Consider the following 17,358-nt stretch of genomic DNA (forward strand, 5'->3'; position numbering starts at 1 on the left):
ATCACTTCCATTTCTTCACATCATCAGCTGCTTCAGCGCTCGCTCCTCTGGCGTTTCTGGTGCGCTTTTCTAATGCATCTTGGACAGTTCCGACGCGTTTTTTGCCGCGAGATTGTGCTCCAGCCACTTCGTTTCTTATTCCGTCGACATCAGGAGTATCGCCGACACCGCTTGGACTACCGACTCCCAACGATACGCTCCCACGGACACCGGAAGCGCTGCCGACGTTTGGCCTCTGCACCGGAGCAAACTCAGGTAGAGTTAGATTATCTTTAATATCATCGTGCAGCCTATCCGCATAACCGGACACAAATCGTGTTTGCAGTTCCTGTCCTTCGGCGCTGAGCTGGAAGTTAATATCGTCAAACCGTGCATTGCCGTAATAGTCGCGATTACTCTCCATCTCCGCCATCCCCCATTCACGGTAAGCCTGGCTCAGGTTGAGCGATCCGGCAGCATTGTTGCTCTCATACCATGTTGCCTGATCTTCGAGGCGGCTGGCGAGTTCTTCTGCGCGTCTGGCTTCCACCGTGTAGCTTTGGGCTTCCGTGAGCGATAAAGTGAGACCAGATGCGCTGCTCGATATCGCCGAACTGCTGCTGGAATTAACACTTCTTACAAATCCATCGCGGGTATTTGACCAGTTCCGGCTATCAGAAATCTGGTTCAGACTGCCCATGATCCGGTTTCGATCTTCTGATGCAATCCCGATATCACTATCCGTCCAACTGTGATTTCTACCGCCTTTGAGTCCAAGGTTCGCTCCCAACGCTCCTTTCTCGCCCCTTACACCAAGGCCTGCGTCGCCATTCAGAAACCATGAAACTGTAATATCGTCAGCCGCCCGGCGTGACAGTCCATATTGCCGTTGCAAGTTCCTTGATGCAGAATCCACTTCGCTGAACGCCTTGTTGACGCTGTTGCTTTCGTTCGTTCCGATTGCGGTTTCCGAGGAACTCCCCTGACTGTATGTATTCCTGAGTTCATTGAACCGGGTAACGGCAGAACTAGTCGATTGCTGGGCAAGATTGGAGAAGGTCTCGCTTTGTGATCGGCTGCTCGATGCCATTGTGGAAAGCCTCGAGGTAAAATCCTGGCCCAATGTCGGTGTGAACGGATAGGAAGAATTCGGAACCTGATCAAAGGAATTTTCGGGAAAGCTGGTGGTTTGCGTCCCGCTGGCACTGAACCCGCGTGTCTGCGCCGCGCCATAGGATATATTGGGCGCGATCGAGCCTTGCGCAAACTGTTTCGAGAACGCGCTCGAATTTTCAATATTGCTGTTTCCAAGTGACACATTGCCGGTGCTGGCTTCACGCGCGGCTTCTTCTGCCGCATTTTGGGACGGATTGAGATAGGATGTGGCTTGTCCCGAAATCGCAAGCGCGCCTCTGGCGATGCCGCCAGCGAGAAACGGAATGGAGGCAACAAGATATCCGGCCAGCACGCCGATATCATTATTCACATCGACCATACCGGAGAAATTGGCGAGGCTCAGCCCGGTTCCGCTGGCAGCGCCCGATACATCGGATGCGCCTTTGAACATCAGGATCATGTGCAAGATGACAAACAATGGCCCCCAGGCAGCGAGGTAGAAGAAGCCTGTAATATATCCCCTCAACGCTATCGGCCCGGTCTTCGGCATGAGAAACAATGGGAAAAGCACCGGAAATAGCGCATAGAATACCACCGTCAGCACAATGTTAAGTATCGGCACCCATTTCATGGCGTTCTGGGCGATCGATGAATATGTGCGCTCGGTCTGGATATCAGCACGGGTCTGGGCAAAAACATCGACGCTTGATGTGCCGCTGGAACCGGCCATCCCATGCATTGCCTGTTTCATCGCGTTGATAGTGAGTACCTGCCGAAAAATCTCGCTGGCGTTTTTGGATACACCGCTCAAATAACTATATGCCACCGGCAGATCAGCAAACAGCTTGGCTTTCGCGAGCGCTGCGGTCTGTTTGGGATAGAGCTGGCGGCCAAACACGGTTCCCATGTCATCGATCATCGCGGTCCATTGGGAATTGAGGTCATTATAAGCCTCGCGGCAAGTGATGATATTGGCGGTGACGCTATCATCAGGATTGCGGGTTAAAAACTTCTGCGCGCGCGCTGCGCTTCCCGGCGCAATCACTGCCCAGATATCATCGCTTTCCGACAGTTCTTTCATGGAATAGCGCCCAAGCAGCAGATCATAGAATACGCACTGGCGGAAATGTTCATCGAGATTGGCGGCAAATTCCGGATCAGAAATGCGCAGGCTCCGCGTCGCATCAAAGAGCCGCGAGCCATATACCATTCCGTTCTTCGAGTAATCAAGATCGGTCGGCAGCCCAAACACCGTCTCGGAGGAGCGTACCAGATAGTCGCCAACCTGGCTGGTAAAACTTGCCATAAGTGCCAAGCCCAATGGCACATTGGCAACCTCGGCCGGTGCTAGTGACGGATTGATGCGGTCGGTGACATGGACATCAAGACGCGGCACCATCAGGCACATGTAGATTAGCGTTGCGCCCAAAAACCAGTGGAGCCATGCGCGCCAGTCCTGATTGAACGCAACCACTATCACCGACAATGCCAGCCCCATGACCATGGCGACCTGGATCAGGCTTTTGTAGCCGCCTGCACCGGTCCATGCGGCAACCGCGTTGAGGACGTTGACGATATATTCGCCGCCGCCGATCGTGAATATCTCGACCATCTAGCTGGGCACTCCGCTCACGGTGTGAGCGAGCGGTTCTGCACCGCGCGCGACCAGTCGAGAGCCGCTGCCATGGAGGGTGACATGGAGGCCGAGAGCATATTTTCGATCATCGCAGTCTTTTCAATGATCTGCATGATGGCGGTGACCTTGGCCTGACTGCTCGATTGTCTGTCGGCCAATGCGCGGCGTACTTCGCTCATCTGGCCCTGCCATAGGGCAAGCTTGGCTTCATCCGCACCGATAAAGGTGGACATAGAACGACCCGCTTCGCCGACAATGCGTTCGAGCACCGCAAAGAGCAGGTCAACCGAGGCAATTTCAGCCAGCGTTTCGCGGTCATCGGTGGGCATGCCGCGACCATGGGCGGCTTGCACGGTAAGAATCTTATAGAGCGGCACTGAAGCGACCTGCAGCAATTCTTTTTCTGCATTACCGATCGCGGTGTCAGTGCGGATAGCTTCGACCATGCTGGTGATCAGCGCCGCGACACGCGGGCGAATGGCTTTCGAGCGTGCAAGGCTCATATTGCGAAACGTCGGATCAAGACATTGATCAGGCTCATCGCAATCAAAAACCTTGATGGTCTGACCCGATGTACCGTCCAGCAATGCAGTTACCAATGTCGAAGAGGCATCGCCTGCGAACGGCACAAATTTTCCGGGAGATGCATCTTTGGGCGGTACGTAGATAATCGTGCCAATGAGCGTCATCGCATATTCGGCAAGTTCGCGGTCAAAAGTGCCGCCGGGATTAAAGAAGGCGGACTTCTTGAGGATGTGCCATGTATAATTGCGCGCCACGCCTGGATGCACATCGGCATAATCACTGCCTGCACCAGCATTTGTTGAATCGCGCTGGCCCTTGGTGCCGCAACCATGTTTGGCGGCAGCATAATCGGTGAATATGCCTTCCGAATTTCCTATGGCCTCGCAGATTGCCTTGTCTGCCAGATCGCCCTTGGGCCAGATTCCGCCCACCAGTCCCTGCGCCATTTCGCAGCTATTTATGTTGAGATTGTTCATGAGCTGCGCTTTTTGCGAAAATTCCTGCATGATTTTCGAGCATTCGGGGCACACGGTGTCGATGGCGAGGCTGAAGGCAAAGCCAACCGCGTTGTTGGCCACGGCTTTGAGCATCGCAACAATTTCGCTGGCATTGATGAAGGAAAACGAGCCTGCAAAAATATCTATTCCGCCGCAGCCTGCTTTGGCAGAGGGCAATTGCAGATTGGCGATATTGGTCGTCTTCTGGGGAAAGCGGGTCCAGACATTGCCGAGGCTATAATAGCCAGCTGACTGGCCTTCGAATGCGGTGGATCCGGTGACATTGGCAGCGCCGCCCATATCATCCATGAACCGGTCCATGCTGTCTCCCACATTGGCAGAAACAGGTGTAACGAGCAGACTTGCAGCTGCGAGAGAAGCAATGGCCTTTTTAATAATCATGTCCGGCATCCTTTGAGGTTAGTAGGTAAATGCGCTCCTGCAGTTCATCGGCAGAAAAAATGCCGTAACCGATGGGAATGGCGCGGTTCCCAAGCGCATCCCACAGCACCAGTGCAGGGGTGATTTTGGGCTTTAATCCCATGCGCGCGCGTTGCCCCGTCTCGACGGTGTAATTCTGGAAATGCCGTGATGGTCCGCCGTCGGTAGAGATCGCGCGGATCGTCAGTTTCCAGCGGTTGGAAACCGATTTTACGATTGGTGACATGACCTCGCAGGCGCCGCAGCTTTGCGCAAAAAAGTAGAACAAGCCGTAGCGTTTTCCAAGATTTGACATTGCCATATCCCGCGATGCGCTGCGCGCATCCTGCCACTGTCTTTTCGCGAGCGTCGAAACCGGGCGTTCGAGCGTATAATCGAGATCCGGCTGCTGCCAGATCGCCCGCTGCCAGACGTCCGAAAATAATGACGCGCGGTCGAGCTGTTCACGCTGGAAGCGGATATAGGCGATCACATTCTCGCGGGTTGGTTCGAGAATGGCCTTGGCTTTGAGTTCGCGCAGTTCCTTCGTCACCGCATCAAGCCGCTCGCTTGCGCTTGCCTTTGGTTCTGTGGGCAGCGCTTCGGCTTCAGGCGGCTTGGGTTTGCTGCAATAGAACCAGTATCCCAGTTTACGCTTCGCGCAATAGAGTTCATCGGCGCTTGTCGGCGTAGCATTGGAAACAGGACTTTGTGCAAATGCCGGACTGAGGACGGCATCCATAAGAAACATGATGGCAAGCACGAGCACGGCCAATCCGCTGAGCGCCAAGGGCAGGGGAAGCGTAGATCTGGCAGCGTTCTTCATGGGCCTGATCTTTCGTAGAATTCCTGAATTTTCTGTTGAATGTCAGCAGCCGCTTCGAGTTCGTCGGGCAGACGGGCCGCTTCGGTAAATTCCGAATAGATTTCGGAAAAATTCATTCTTGATAGATCAAGCCGCGCAAACTCCTCGATTGTGAAGCCGTCGCATTGTTCGTCTTTCGCCCTTGCCCAGGGTTTAGGAAGTTGCGCGCGGCCTTGCTCCTGCAGGATGCGCGATAGTTTCGATTCAAAGCAGCAATAGGCTTTCTTCTTGGTGATGCAGACGCCCAGAATTTTCTTCGAGCAATAGCTGCCTACATAGGCGCACAGCCCGTTTGCATCGCGCTGGTGAAGAAGAATTTCCTGCGTATTGCACCCGAGGGCCACCAGCAAGCTGATACCCGGAATAAGCGGAAAGCCTTTGCCCTTGCAGCAATTGAGAACGCCGAAAACTTTCTTGCCGCAGGTTTGACGCTCGCCTTTGAAAAGCGTCAATGTGTCGGGATCAAATTGTCCGCGCGCATCATCCATGGCATGAAGCGCAACGGCGGCATCCTTGAACTCATCATTAGGCGTGCGTTCAATCGTCTCGCACGATCCATCGATGCAATAGACATCGCCGTCACAAATATACTGGCTGCCTGACCCTTCTGTTTCGGGCAGCGGGCAATCATAAACGCGCTCGGTGGTCGAGCAGGGATTATCCTCGCTCAGACAATCCTCGCGCAGCAGCTGGCAGCTAGGATTGTTATCCAGTTCCCCGCAATCATTGGCCGCGCGGCGTTCATTGCATTGATAGCTGCGCTCCCATGCCCAGCAGGGTTTTGTCACCGATACGCCGTCTATGATGCGGGTTTGGGGGTCATTATCGCTACAAGTTTCGGCTACCTGTTCGCAGTCCGCATCTTGGGCAAAAGTGCGGCAGGCGGCATCGCTCAGGTTTTCAATAATAATATTTTCCGACGACGTCGCGTAAGGCGTTTCTCCCGGTACGGGCGCGCTGCAACTCATCTCGACATAAGGTTCACCAGGTTCAACGCAATAGCGTCCCTGTTCGCGGTTTCCGCCCCATTGCAAACAGGGTCCGGGCCGCGTTCCCGTGGCCCGGCATCCCTGTGCATTAAATATCTCGCAGGAAGGAACACCGCCAAATCCGTAGGGACTGATATAGCTGCAGAGATAATGATATTGCGTTCGCGTTTCGATGCTTACATCCAGATGGATGCTGCAGTTTTCGTTTCTTTCTTCCAGCGCAACCCCGCTATTGCAGGTTGCGGTGTAACGCCCCGGCGATCCGGGAGAGGGTGGCAGCGGAACGCAGCGTCCTTCTGCCCCGCCAATTTCCATGCCGCTGGTAAAGCTGAGCGGATCTTCGTTTATCGATTTGGAACGCGCGGTGACCGCTTTGATTTCCTCTGCCTCGAACTTTGCGCGCCGGGCATTGGAATCTTTGATGGCTTTCAGGCCTTCGTGGCTGCGCGCTGCGGCTCTCGCATCGCCTTCTATGCGGTCGGGATTATCGGCATAAGTCGCCTCAGCCGGATTTGATGTGTAACCGGGGATGCGCTCTGCATTAGGCTGGGTGCTGGCATTCGCACGGACCCGCGCCTGCTGTTCCTGGGCAAAAGCCTTGCCTTCATCCTTGGCCGCCTCGCGATCCTGTGCCGCCAAGGGTGTTTCGGCGGAGAAACTGATGACCGAGAGCGCGAGGAAAAAATGTTGCACCAATTTCATCGTTCAGCGCTCCTGCTTCAGACGAGCAAGGTGGAGCGCTGCGAGACGCGATCCCGGACCAGCGCCACCCGCAAAAGTTTCAAGTGCATATTCGACGCTGACATTACCAGTCATCCGGTCATGGGGCGGGACAGCGCCTTTGCAATTAAATCCATCGCAAAGGGTAAAGTCAGATGAGGCCATCACAAAACTGGGCGCTGCCTTGATATCGAATGCGCGGAACAGCCGGGGATCAATACCGAGCGCGGATAATTGCTTGCCATTCTGTCCCATCGCGGCGAGCATTTTTGTCAGCTGCTTGGCGCTGCCTCCGGGAAACCCGCGCAGCACTGTGACGCCGCCCGCTGCTGCTGTGTCGCGAACGAGTGTTTTCAACGACTGCGGCGGCATCGACAGACTTGCAAAGGCAATGAAGCGCGGTGCGCTTCCCAGATTGGCCTCGGCCATTTTTGCATGGTCCGCAATCATCCGGTCGAAATCAAAGATTTCGTCTTTCTGATGGCCTTTGCTGTTTTTGCGCCTCCTATCGACGGTCTGCGTATATCGCTCGTGATTGGTCCGCGCCCGGTCTTGTGTCTGACGGGCCTCGTCGCGCACAGCTTCGCTTCGCAAGCGGACATTCTCGGCCAGTGCTTCTGCTTCATCGGTAAACCTTTTGCTCGAAGCTCGGATGTCATCAATGTCGAGCGTGTCCGAGTTCACGCTTTGCGCGGCGGCAAATCCAGTGGATGCGCAGATTGTGAACAAAAGCGAAAAGAGAACGAAGTTCTTCATAGGGCGCAGCAATTTCGTTTGCGCCAGACAAGATAGCCCATGTCCTCGCCAATGGCGGGAATGACCTGTCCGGCTGATTGAAAGGTGGTCGAAGCTCCAATCGGCGGGCAGGCGTAGCGGCCCTTCGTCGCTGGATTGGGGTTGGTTGCCTGGAGGCGGTATTGCTGCTTGCGCATCACCGGCATCAGATATTTGCCGCACAGGCCTTTTTTGCCCATGGTTCCCCAGGATACGAGCTGACGGTGCAGCTTATAGGCAAAGCGCGACAGGACCAATCTCGACGCCTGTACATGGCCAATGCTAGCAGAGACATTGCCGTTCATCGGATACATCGAACCCTGGCAGCCAGCGCACCAGAACAGTTCATCGCGCGGCAGATTGACCGTGGCCGAGACACAGTCGGCCGCGCAGGCAGCGAGCGCCAATGGATTGGCAAACAGCACCGCTTCCGGGTTGATGATCGCGGTAAGTTCGCTGTCCTGCCACAGCGGATCGATTTCGGAGATGTACAATATGTCCACTGAGCCGGCCTCAAGGCAGAGGAAATCGGTGACAATCTCCATCCAGTAGATCAGCGGATAGGCATACCAGTGGACATGCCAGCTGGAATAATATTGGCTCGCACCGCCAATGGCCGATGGACCGGAGATCGAGCGATAACCAATATCAAATCCGGGATCGATTTTTAGGCCCCCGAGATTGACAAAACACCAGGGTTTCATGCTGACATCGGCAAGCCGGACCGGCTCCCAGAACCCCATGGCAATGCCGGGGCGTATCCCGCAAAGGCAGACGGGTAGCGCCGGGTTTTTGGGATCAGGTCTGCTCGACGGCCAGATATCGAGTGCACCAATCGACAGCGGAAAAAGACAGGACCAGCAGATATCGGTGATCGGATTGACAAATTTGCCGGTGCAGCGGCCAGGTCCGGCATCAGCGCGTGCTGGCGCAGATAGGAGAACGCTGAATATCAGCACAAGCAAGAGCCATGCGGATTTCAGTTTGGAAATATTTGGCAAACATATCTTCATTGCGTTTGCCTCCGCGTTTTGGGAAGCGCAAACTCACGGATGCGCAGCATCCGGCCCTGTTGATCAACCATCGCGGGCAGGGCCTTGATGTCGAAATGCGCCGTCAGTTTTCCGCCTTGGTCAAAATAGAAACGCTTCTGGCGCGCTTTCATCAGCTTCAGCGGCGCGCCTTTTGTGAGAATAAGTTTTGCCGTCTTTGATTTTTGCGCAAATGCCCATTCGAGTTGGGCTGGATCATCGCCATCCAAAAAAATCAACGCCGCGCGTAGCGGAACCGTATCGAGCGGATTGACCCTCGTGCCTTTCGCCCAGATCCTGCGCCCGTCATGATCCAATATATCGGCCTGCAATGTGATGGTCGGATCAAAAAGGCGCGTGGTTGCTTCATTTGCTCTTGTCAATCCCGCAACCGGCTGGGGCCGGTTGACCCGCGCGATGGTGCGCGCTTTGAGTTTCTGGTTCAGTCGGTCAATGGCGCCATTCTTGTCCATGACCTGAAGGCGGTCATGAATCTGTTTCAGCAAATCCGGCTCGATAATCGGAAAATGTCTGCCCTGCTGGCCATAGTCGCGGGCCAAGGCTGGGGAAGATAAAACAAGCCCGATGAGGAAAGGCAAATATAATCTGGTCACAATATCGCCCTCCCGGTGCCGATAATCCGGGGCGCGCAAATGAAACCGATCTCGCCATAGCGGCTATCAAAGCCATGATTGTGGGATGTGCCGACATAAAAACAGCGGCGCGGTATGATGCCTTCGGGACCTTTGGTGAGCATGGTACCTTTGCGTGTTTTGGGTTTGGTTCGGGCGATCAGTTTTTCGTTGATAAAGACATCTTTGCCCTCATGGCGAACCACGTCTCCGGGCAGGCCCAAGATGCGTTTTCCGAAGATTTGCGGCTTTTCGCCAAAATGGGCGCTGAGTAATTTGGAACGCGGCGGCTCGAAAAATATCAATGCGCCGCGAGCGGGCTTAAAATTCTTATCCAGCCAGAATGCCCAGTTGGGCAGGCTAGGTGAAGCGTTCATGAGCAGCGCATGATTGTCGCTAAATTTGGCAATCGGCGTATAGAGAAACGGAATTACGGCCAGCATTGCCAGTAGAAACGGGCGTTTGAGGCGTGCCTGAAGACTGCTCATTGCGGGTTCTCCGCGTTTGCGTTGTCAAGTTTACGCGCGATTTTGTCTTTGAGAAGCGGCGTGGCATCGGGCGTATTTTTGGACAGCACCGCTTCGGCGACCAGAATCACATGTCCGCTTCGGCTATATTCATCCACTGCCGCTTCGGTTGCCTGAAGATAGCGGGCTATTTTTTGCCGTGTCATTTCCGGGTCAGCATTGCCCTTTGCCTCCGCGTCCACGAAATCCTTCATGATCTCGGACATGCGGACCTGGACGATTTGTTGTCCATTGGGCTGGGTCAGACGCAGGCTGACCCAGATGATCCATAAAATCACCGCCGCAATCAGAAGGACGATCCCAACGGAACGCGCGCTCGGCAGATGGCTGGTATTTGCGATCTTGCTCATGCCTCGTTCCTTTCGGGAAAAGCACCGACAATCCGCCTGATAAAGCCTGGCATCCGCAGCGCCGCGATCAGGGTGGTCGCGGCAAAAAACATGATTTTGAGGTCGCTGGAGAACATCAGTCTGCGCGCTCCGTCCGCTGCGAGGTAGCGGGTGGATAAATTATCCAGATGCGTGAACAGCCCGAGCAAATCCCAGCCAGACAGGATGAGAAAAAAGCACAGCGGCAGGCCAAGTGCCATCAATACCGAGCTTACCGCGAACAGCGAGGCTTCGAGCATGATATGGCACGTGGTTTGAAAATAATGCTGAACCAGCAACGGCGCGCGTTTGCAGCGAGGATCTTTGGCTGTGCCAAGGACAAGATAAGAATCAAACAATGTATCGGCTTTGTCAGGCATTGTGATTGCCTTTCCGATTTTTGCTACCGGTGCCGGAGATGCGGGCAATCGCCTGAGCGAGGGAAGCGCCTTCTTCCTGCTCCGCTTCAATCGCAGCATAAACATCGGGAGAGGATGAATAGATGCAGGCCGAATAGGGATCGAGAACCAGGCGTCCAATGGCCTGTGTTTCCGGGCCCTTGATAAAGACTTCGCTATATTCCTCGCCTGATCGTTTTAGACTGCGGATCAGCGTCTCGGTCTTGTCGTCCATATCAAGACGGTCATTTTTCCTGAAATCGGCAATGGTCTCCGGTTTTTGCTGGAGCACCAGCATCCAGTCACTATTTTCGAGCGCGGCGGTGGCGCCGTCCGATTTATAATAATCATTCAAGGATTGCGTGGCGGTCGCCAGCGCCCCGCCATATTTGCGCGCCGTTCGCGCATAGGTTTCGACGAACTCGCCCATTGAGCCCCCTTTGAGGAGCGACCAGGCTTCATCGATCAGCAGCAGTTTTTTGGTGCTGCGCGGGCTTTGGGTCATCGCCTGGCTGGTCATGAACATGATCGCGCACAATATGACCGATCTCAGCTCCTCGCGGGTTGCGAGATCAGACATTTCAAAAACGGTAAAATCATCGTCGAGTGCGATGGTCGCCTGGCCTTCAAAGAAGCGGCCATAGCTTCCGCTGCTCATATAGGGACCGATCGCAACGCACAGATCGTCGGCGACAGGATTGGAGATGGATGTAAAAGCCGCTGCGACTGCATCAATGGTTCCGCCGCTGCCAAGCGCTTCCCAGACCGTTGTAACCGCCTGATCGATCAGGCCCCGCTCGGTATCGGTGAGCCGGTCACTATGGCGCGCCATTTGTCCGACAATCGCTTTCACCATTGCAATGCAGTCGAGTTTGTAATCATCATCCGCGGCGGCGCGCGCATCATCGATCATCGAAAAAGGATTGAGCGAAAAACCCGACTTGAGTGTAAACTCGACAAACCGCCCGCCCTGCAGTTTGACTGAATGCTCGAACGAGCGCCCGTCATCAATTACAACAACTTTTGCGCCTGCGCCGCGCAGGCTTGCGCACATTTCCTGGAGCAGAACAGACTTTCCCGAGCCCGACTTGCCGCAGATCGCGACATTATGATTGCCCGCATCATTCTCAAACGGCGACCAGTAAAAGGGCTGTCCGCGCCGTCCCACCAGAAGCAGATGCGGCAGCGATCCGCCGAGAAACTCGCCCTGCATCGGCGCAATATGCGCGGCGCTGGTTGACAGCATGGTCTTGAGGCGCTTTAAACGTTTGAGATCATTTGCAAGGCCATCAGCCAATGTCAGCGGCAAGGCCGCAATAAGCCCGTGGATTTGCAGAAAACGCTCGTCGGCCAGATCCCAGCCAGCGGCTTTGTAGATCGCCTTGATCGAACGCTCATGGGCATCGCCCAAACCCAACGGCGAATAGCTGGTGAGGCCATAAAAAAGCTGCACCAGCCTTTTGCCCGCCTGCAATTCTGTCTGGACATGGCTCCATTCGGCAGATTGCTGGGCTAGTTTGGGCAGAAACCGCGCGCTTTTGGATTCCGACAAGCTGGTGGTGCGCATGAATTTGAAACCGGCTTTTGCGGACGCGCCCTCGCGGTCGGGATAGACCAGGCACAGCATGGTGGCAGCCGGGCAGGGGAAGCGCAATTTGTCGGTGAACATGTCGCCGATCAGACGCGCGCATTCCCAAGGTGCCCAGCGTTCGGGCATTTGGCGCACGCCAAAATGCCGGATATCGAAGGCATCGGGATAGATCGCGCCAATCTCCGGCGTTCCGTCGGCATTCCGTCCTGTTTCCCGAAACCGTTCGGTGCGCAGGATCATCCGGTCGTCGTGGGCTTCCAGCTCAATATCGCGCCGGATAGCCTGGCTGGCGATATCATCGAGCGGATTATATTCGATCCTGTCTTCCTGCGGTGCGGTTGTGGGAGAGGTCAGATCATCAACCAGCGCGATCAGTTCCTGCGGCTCCATTTCGCCTGCATCAATGCCAAGCGAGGTGAGCACGCCGATCAGGCCCTCGCGGCACTGCACGAGCTCATTGTCATCGATATTTGCCGTGTCCGGCACGCCCAGCGAAATAGTCAGATTATGGCAGCGGGCATGAAACGGCGCATGGGCAGACCCGCTTTCCCAGACCAGATCATAAAGCCGTTTTGATCTATGGCGCGCCATCGCTTCATAGACGCCGCCCTGGGCGTAGCGTTTGGCAAACCAGGGCGCGACCACCCGGCCAATACGCGGACTGGCGTGGTGAAGGATTTGCAGACACGCGCCTTCAGGCATCCCTTCGGAGAAAAACTGCCCCAATATTTCGCCAGTGCGTTCATCCGCGCCAATCAGCGGCGCGGCAGAGAGGATAAATCCTTTGGAACGGGCATTTTTGTAGAGCCGGGGGCCAGGATCAAAGACGCGGTACGGCAGCCAGTCTGACAGCATATCGAGCGCGATGCTTGGCTTTGCGTGATCAGCGGTCTGCTGGTCACCAAACAAACCTGACAGCAGCTTTGCGCGCGCACCGGTTGCGGAGAAATTCATTGCTTATTCTCCTGATTTTCGCGCTTTTTGATGCCCGCCGCTTTTGCTGCCTCGATGGCTTCGATGCTCGGCAGCATGTATTGGGGGCGCGTTTTAGAAAAAGGGTGAGGGGTTCGACTTTTTGGGGGAGGGAACCGGTCGAACCCCTCGATTGCCGGCATGCTCGCACCGGCAATTGCTTCTCGCACAGTCAAGGGATCGGAACTGCGCGAGGGCAAATTGTAAGAACTTTTGAGAAACGGATCAGCGGCGCCTGTAATGTCCGGGGGCGCGTCTTTTGGGTTATCGTCCCTGGCAAGAGCGTCATTTGCATCGTCTTTGTGTGCGTTTTTGGCCGCGCCGGAGATTTTCCGTGCCATCTGTCGGGCAATATTTGTGTCTTCTCCGGCCAATGTCGCCGCCCAGTCAGAAGGCCGCGTGATTGCATGCACGCTGCGGGCCTCGTGCAGATTTCCTGACGCATCAACATATCCTGGAAAGACAATTTTGAGCGTCCGTTCGCCGGTCCGCGCGGTGTGCATGGAAGAAGTCAAAGCTCTTCTGACACCTGGCCGCGATTGCTCCAGCATGGCCGCACTTGCCGCTGCATCGATTTGGGCGGTTGGCGCGCAGCTGCCGCCCGGTGCCTTGCAATCAAAACTGCCGCTGATATTGCCGCCCAGGCTGGCACAGGAGGAGAGTAAGCCGCATGACAGCGCGAGCAGGCCCAATGGAAGCCGCGCGCGTGTCATTTTGCACCTTTTATATTCGTGCCGAGGAACGAGCGGATTTCGGAAGCGCCGCGATAGCCTTCAATGACTGCACCATCGCTTGCGCGCACCATGACCGGTGTTCCGGAAAAACCGTATGTTTTGGCAAATGCCTCATTGGCATCAAGCCCGGAGGTATCGCATGATCTTTGTGGTTTCAGCGTTTTGCCGGAATAGGCCTGGTGCAGCGCCTTTGCAGGATCCTGCGAGCAGATCACGGCTTCAGCCAGCTTCCTGCTTTTTTCGCCAAAGATGGATATCGGACGCTCTTCCACGCGTATGCGCGCTTTTTTGAGCTCTGCGGTGAGACGCTTGCAATAGCTGCAATGAAAATCGGAAAAGACAATCAGCTTCGGTCCGGATTTTGGTCCCCAGTGGATCGCGCCGGATGGCGTGAGCTTATCAACGGAGACTTTGGATGCGGGCTTGTTCTTCGTTCGCTTTGCGGCGTCCTGCTCGCCGCCATTTGCGTTTGCTGTCCCCGCAACCAGCAGCTGCGGATTAAGCTCGAGCAATTTCGCCGCTGTCAGGTCGGCCCGGCTTTCCATATCGTACAGCCGCCCCACAAAAAGATAGCGCGCACGCTCATCAATATAGAATAAGGTCTTTTCCGAGACGATTTCGCACAGGCCGCCAAATCCCTTGCAGGTGAGACTGGTGATCGGCGTATTGGGAAGGCGCAATTGTATGGCCGTGCGCACATCCTGAAGCAGGGCTGATGCATTGGCCGGAACCGAGAGGAAACTGGCAGCCACCAGGCCTGAGACAACCCCGCCGCTTGCAACGGCAAGCGCAATGGCTGCGGCCCGGGACTTGAAACTTCGACCCTCGGTTTTGAAATTGGAAAAGTTCACTTTTTTGCACTCCTTACATGGACGCCGTCGAGAAAGACGATCTCGACATCGATGCCGGTCGGCATCTCGACGACAGGTTGATATTGTTCGGCTCGTTCGATGAGATATTTGGAGACGGTATCGGCGGCATCGCCTGCGCCTTGGCCCAGACCGCCGGTTAAAATGTCGACGCCCGAAAGGTTGTCGCGTTTGCCGTCCGCGCCAATTTGCCCGGTAAAAATGCTGTTGGCATTGGCCGAAAAACCGCGCCCAAACCCGCCGACAATGCCGGCAAGCAGAGCCTGACTGACAAGATTGCCCTCGCGGCTGACAACGCGGCCGCGCACGCCGGATTTACCGGCAAAGCTAATAAATCCTTTGACCTCGCTGACCGCAACTCGCCCGCCAGGCTGATCGCAGGTCATGCGGGCGAGTTTTACATAGACTTTTTCAGCTGAGAGATCGCCGCGCGCCGCGCCGTTGACGATGCAGCCAGTGATATTGGTGGTGAGCAGCTTGCCGTTCTTGACCACCGAGCGGGCAGGGCCGGTAATGCGCAGGACTACGGGAAGCGGATCGCTCTGACTTGCAACCCCGACTGAGGCGTCAACACCAACAATGACCTTTGCCGGTGCATAGCTGTTTGGCGGCAGATACTCCGGGCTGTCTTCGAGCAGCAAGGATGAAATTTCAGAGGTGCGCTTTTTCGGCGATTTTTCTCCGGGCTCCGCGCCGGAAAAATTGAGAATTTTTACATCGCCGCCTGGAGAGCCACCGGATGAAATTTCCGTGCCATTTGGCGAACCAAGCGATGCTGAGTTCCTATCAAAATCTCCGCCTTGCGGACCATAGGTTGGCGGGGTTGTTGGGGGAGGAGGTGCAGCTTCTTCTACCAGCTGCGCTTTCAGTTCGGCGTTTTCAGCGGAAATCGCATCAATGGCCGCTTGCCCGTTGGCGCGCATGGCGCTGTTTTCGAGCCGAAGTGCCTCGATCTGTTCTTCGATTTTGTTGGTAGGGAGCTGTGCTTCCTTCAGCGCCTTTTGATCTTGAGCCAGCTTGTTGAGCCGGTTTTCATAGGCTGCAACAAATTCGCGCTGCGAAAGATTGCGGTTCACCAACCCGCCCGTGTCAATCGTGACTATACCGCTTTCGTCCGTAGCCTTATCATCGCCGTCACTGGAAAAAAGAAACCAGCTGCCCGCGATCAGTGCAAGACTGCCTATGCTGGCAAGCAACAGCTTTTGTCGCCGCGCGATATGTTTGTTGAGACCCGCACGCGCATGGCTTTGTTCGGCATCGGCATCTTGGACGGGAGTTATCGTTTTGCTTTCGCTCATTGGTTTGCCTCCCGCGCCGTGGTGACCACAAAGGCGGACGTGCTTGTTCCGGCACCGAGCGTGTTTTGGGCAAAGGAGATTGCCCGCGCAGATTTGGGTGCAAGCTCTGCTTCATTGAGCGCGACCGGCTTTTTGCCGCGATTGGTGAGAATTAACTGCTGCGCATTGAAGCGCGCGCCGCGATATTCCGCGATGAGCTGGACTTCAATATCGCCAGTTCGCACGGGACGTGTCATTCGCTGACGGACGCTATAGCCAGGAGGAGCGCTGCCCTCTGCCACGGCTTTGACCAAAGCGATAATGGTCTGCTCTTCGCTTTGTTCGCTTTCCCAGCTTTCTGCTTTCGGTTTTGCAAGGGCGGGGTTGGTAATGAAGAGCTGATGCGCTTCTACAGCGGCCGTGTGGCAGGCAAATTTATAGACGAAACCTTGTTTGCTGGTGGCAAAGAAACTGACACTTTCGCTCGCATAGCCGGGCGGCACGGATATATAGATATCGCCGCGCACCGGTTCGTGCGTGACGCCAAAATCATTATAGGGATAGCCCGAGGCGATTTTGGAGACGCTCGAAAATTCGTCGCCTACCAGCGCAATGCGCGTCAGCTCGTCACGCGATAATGTGCAGTCAATCTTCGCATTGTCCGCCGCCTCGACAAACTGCTCAGCCAATGCGGGTGATGCGCTGAGGGAAAAACTGGCAACCAGCAGTGCGGCGCCAAGGGTTTTGAAGCCTGTATCGGGAAATCGGGTAGCGCCCCAACTGATGCTGGCCATGCCGCTGCCAAACAGACAAGCGGGCAAGGATAATGAAATGCTGCTCATGAAGATGCATCCTCTTTGTTTGGTTTGTGATGATCTTGTTGATTGGGCTCGGTCGGCAGCTGTGCAAAACCGGTCAGCGCGAGCCGAAATCCGGTATAGGTCCAGCGAAAGACAAATTTGCGCTCCTCGCTGGCGATCACCTGCGCGCCAACAAAGGTCTTGAGCGTCCCGGTGACCTCGGATTTGAGGTTTTTCGGATCGATGACGAGCGAACGGATGACAAAGGCCTGGGCAATATCCGAGCCGCGCTGCTCGGAGACGATTTTGACTAGTTCTGATTTGAGGCGGCCGTGCGCAGCAGGATCGGCAATTTCAAGAATTTGCTCCATCCAGTAATCAAGTCCCTCAGGGCTCCGGTTGAGAAGCATGAGCGCTGTATCGCGGGTGACAAGCTCCAGATATTCATGCGCTACGCCTTCGCTCGACAGGGTGAGCGGTTGTCCGGTCACCGGCACCAGTACGATCTCACGCGACTGCGTTGACCCGGCCACAATGGCCGCCAGACTGATGACCGCTAGCCCTGCTGATGCGAGGGCTAACCAGTTGCGCTGCCTGAGCAGACGCTGCGCTGATTGATGTGCGATTTGAGCATCCAT

16 protein-coding genes are annotated in these 17,358 nt (G+C 55.5%); all 16 read right to left on the reverse strand.

All coding sequences use genetic code 11. The features are described 5' to 3' along the window. Nucleotide 1: 1 nt before the first annotated feature. The 16 genes from ACZ1GS_RS05860 to ACZ1GS_RS05935 are packed head-to-tail and all read right to left on the reverse strand — an operon-like array spanning nt 2 to nt 17,358. Nucleotides 2-2,707 carry a conjugal transfer protein TraG N-terminal domain-containing protein gene (locus ACZ1GS_RS05860; protein WP_472697556.1) on the reverse strand — a complete coding sequence of 902 codons (2,706 nt, stop codon included), beginning with the start codon at nt 2,705-2,707 and terminating at the stop codon, nt 2-4. Nucleotides 2,708-2,724: 17 nt separating this feature from the next. Beyond that, the gene (locus ACZ1GS_RS05865) at nt 2,725-4,155 is read right to left on the reverse strand and encodes a conjugal transfer protein TraH (protein WP_472697557.1); all 1,431 of its coding nucleotides are present in this window, start codon (nt 4,153-4,155) and stop codon (nt 2,725-2,727) included. Beyond that, a complete protein-coding gene (locus tag ACZ1GS_RS05870; protein ID WP_472697558.1) occupies nt 4,145-4,999 on the reverse strand; it encodes a conjugal transfer protein TraF in 855 nt (284 codons plus the stop codon). Before ACZ1GS_RS05870 ends, ACZ1GS_RS05865 begins: the two co-directional genes overlap by 11 nt. Continuing rightward, the gene (locus ACZ1GS_RS05875; protein WP_472697559.1) at nt 4,996-6,729 is read right to left on the reverse strand and encodes a conjugal transfer protein TraN; all 1,734 of its coding nucleotides are present in this window, start codon (nt 6,727-6,729) and stop codon (nt 4,996-4,998) included. The genes ACZ1GS_RS05870 and ACZ1GS_RS05875 overlap by 4 nt, the downstream gene beginning before the upstream one ends. A 3-nt stretch (nt 6,730-6,732) precedes the next feature. After that, a complete protein-coding gene (gene trbC, locus ACZ1GS_RS05880) occupies nt 6,733-7,503 on the reverse strand; it encodes a type-F conjugative transfer system pilin assembly protein TrbC (RefSeq protein WP_472697560.1) in 771 nt (256 codons plus the stop codon). Then, nucleotides 7,500-8,504 (reverse strand): conjugal transfer pilus assembly protein TraU, encoded by a 1,005-nt coding sequence (traU, locus tag ACZ1GS_RS05885; protein ID WP_472698071.1) that lies wholly within the window; start codon nt 8,502-8,504, stop codon nt 7,500-7,502. The genes trbC and traU overlap by 4 nt, the downstream gene beginning before the upstream one ends. A gap of 26 nt (nt 8,505-8,530) precedes the next feature. Further along, complete coding sequence (gene traW / locus ACZ1GS_RS05890; protein ID WP_472697561.1) at nt 8,531-9,166, reverse strand: type-F conjugative transfer system protein TraW; 636 nt, start codon at nt 9,164-9,166, stop codon at nt 8,531-8,533. Next, nucleotides 9,163-9,672 (reverse strand): S26 family signal peptidase, encoded by a 510-nt coding sequence (locus tag ACZ1GS_RS05895; RefSeq protein ID WP_472697562.1) that lies wholly within the window; start codon nt 9,670-9,672, stop codon nt 9,163-9,165. The genes traW and ACZ1GS_RS05895 overlap by 4 nt, the downstream gene beginning before the upstream one ends. Beyond that, nucleotides 9,669-10,061, reverse strand: coding sequence for a TrbI F-type domain-containing protein (locus ACZ1GS_RS05900; protein ID WP_472697563.1), 393 nt, complete (start codon nt 10,059-10,061; stop codon nt 9,669-9,671). The genes ACZ1GS_RS05895 and ACZ1GS_RS05900 overlap by 4 nt, the downstream gene beginning before the upstream one ends. Next, on the reverse strand, nt 10,058-10,459 hold the full coding sequence (locus tag ACZ1GS_RS05905) for a hypothetical protein (protein ID WP_472697564.1): 402 nt from the start codon (nt 10,457-10,459) through the stop codon (nt 10,058-10,060). The genes ACZ1GS_RS05900 and ACZ1GS_RS05905 overlap by 4 nt, the downstream gene beginning before the upstream one ends. Continuing rightward, nucleotides 10,452-13,022 carry a type IV secretion system protein TraC gene (gene traC / locus ACZ1GS_RS05910; RefSeq protein ID WP_472697565.1) on the reverse strand — a complete coding sequence of 857 codons (2,571 nt, stop codon included), beginning with the start codon at nt 13,020-13,022 and terminating at the stop codon, nt 10,452-10,454. The genes ACZ1GS_RS05905 and traC overlap by 8 nt, the downstream gene beginning before the upstream one ends. Beyond that, nucleotides 13,019-13,753, reverse strand: coding sequence for a conjugal transfer protein TraV (locus ACZ1GS_RS05915; RefSeq protein ID WP_472697566.1), 735 nt, complete (start codon nt 13,751-13,753; stop codon nt 13,019-13,021). The genes traC and ACZ1GS_RS05915 overlap by 4 nt, the downstream gene beginning before the upstream one ends. Next, on the reverse strand, nt 13,750-14,625 hold the full coding sequence (locus ACZ1GS_RS05920; protein WP_472697567.1) for a DsbC family protein: 876 nt from the start codon (nt 14,623-14,625) through the stop codon (nt 13,750-13,752). The genes ACZ1GS_RS05915 and ACZ1GS_RS05920 overlap by 4 nt, the downstream gene beginning before the upstream one ends. After that, on the reverse strand, nt 14,622-15,941 hold the full coding sequence (locus ACZ1GS_RS05925; protein WP_472697568.1) for a TraB/TrbI/VirB10 family type IV secretion system protein: 1,320 nt from the start codon (nt 15,939-15,941) through the stop codon (nt 14,622-14,624). The genes ACZ1GS_RS05920 and ACZ1GS_RS05925 overlap by 4 nt, the downstream gene beginning before the upstream one ends. Then, entirely contained in the window at nt 15,938-16,762 is an 825-nt protein-coding gene (locus ACZ1GS_RS05930; RefSeq protein WP_472697569.1) for a type-F conjugative transfer system secretin TraK, read from the reverse strand. Before ACZ1GS_RS05930 ends, ACZ1GS_RS05925 begins: the two co-directional genes overlap by 4 nt. Next, nucleotides 16,759-17,358 (reverse strand): type IV conjugative transfer system protein TraE, encoded by a 600-nt coding sequence (locus tag ACZ1GS_RS05935; RefSeq protein ID WP_472697570.1) that lies wholly within the window; start codon nt 17,356-17,358, stop codon nt 16,759-16,761. Before ACZ1GS_RS05935 ends, ACZ1GS_RS05930 begins: the two co-directional genes overlap by 4 nt.

Source organism: Parasphingorhabdus sp. W113, from assembly GCF_055693205.1.

Excerpts from the sequence above, each read along its gene's own strand:
- ACZ1GS_RS05895 (WP_472697562.1), bottom strand. The coding sequence starts at position 9,672 with ATGAGCAGTCTTCAGGCACGCCTCAAACGCCCGTTTCTACTGGCAATG.
- ACZ1GS_RS05905 (WP_472697564.1), bottom strand. The coding sequence starts at position 10,459 with ATGCCTGACAAAGCCGATACATTGTTTGATTCTTATCTTGTCCTTGGC.
- ACZ1GS_RS05865 (WP_472697557.1), bottom strand. The coding sequence starts at position 4,155 with ATGATTATTAAAAAGGCCATTGCTTCTCTCGCAGCTGCAAGTCTGCTC.
- ACZ1GS_RS05870 (WP_472697558.1), bottom strand. The coding sequence starts at position 4,999 with ATGAAGAACGCTGCCAGATCTACGCTTCCCCTGCCCTTGGCGCTCAGC.
- ACZ1GS_RS05925 (WP_472697568.1), bottom strand. The coding sequence starts at position 15,941 with ATGAGCGAAAGCAAAACGATAACTCCCGTCCAAGATGCCGATGCCGAA.
- traC (WP_472697565.1), bottom strand. The coding sequence starts at position 13,022 with ATGAATTTCTCCGCAACCGGTGCGCGCGCAAAGCTGCTGTCAGGTTTG.
- ACZ1GS_RS05900 (WP_472697563.1), bottom strand. The coding sequence starts at position 10,061 with ATGAGCAAGATCGCAAATACCAGCCATCTGCCGAGCGCGCGTTCCGTT.
- ACZ1GS_RS05930 (WP_472697569.1), bottom strand. The coding sequence starts at position 16,762 with ATGAGCAGCATTTCATTATCCTTGCCCGCTTGTCTGTTTGGCAGCGGC.
- trbC (WP_472697560.1), bottom strand. The coding sequence starts at position 7,503 with ATGAAGAACTTCGTTCTCTTTTCGCTTTTGTTCACAATCTGCGCATCC.
- ACZ1GS_RS05860 (WP_472697556.1), bottom strand. The coding sequence starts at position 2,707 with ATGGTCGAGATATTCACGATCGGCGGCGGCGAATATATCGTCAACGTC.
- ACZ1GS_RS05935 (WP_472697570.1), bottom strand. The coding sequence starts at position 17,358 with ATGGATGCTCAAATCGCACATCAATCAGCGCAGCGTCTGCTCAGGCAG.
- ACZ1GS_RS05915 (WP_472697566.1), bottom strand. The coding sequence starts at position 13,753 with ATGACACGCGCGCGGCTTCCATTGGGCCTGCTCGCGCTGTCATGCGGC.
- ACZ1GS_RS05875 (WP_472697559.1), bottom strand. The coding sequence starts at position 6,729 with ATGAAATTGGTGCAACATTTTTTCCTCGCGCTCTCGGTCATCAGTTTC.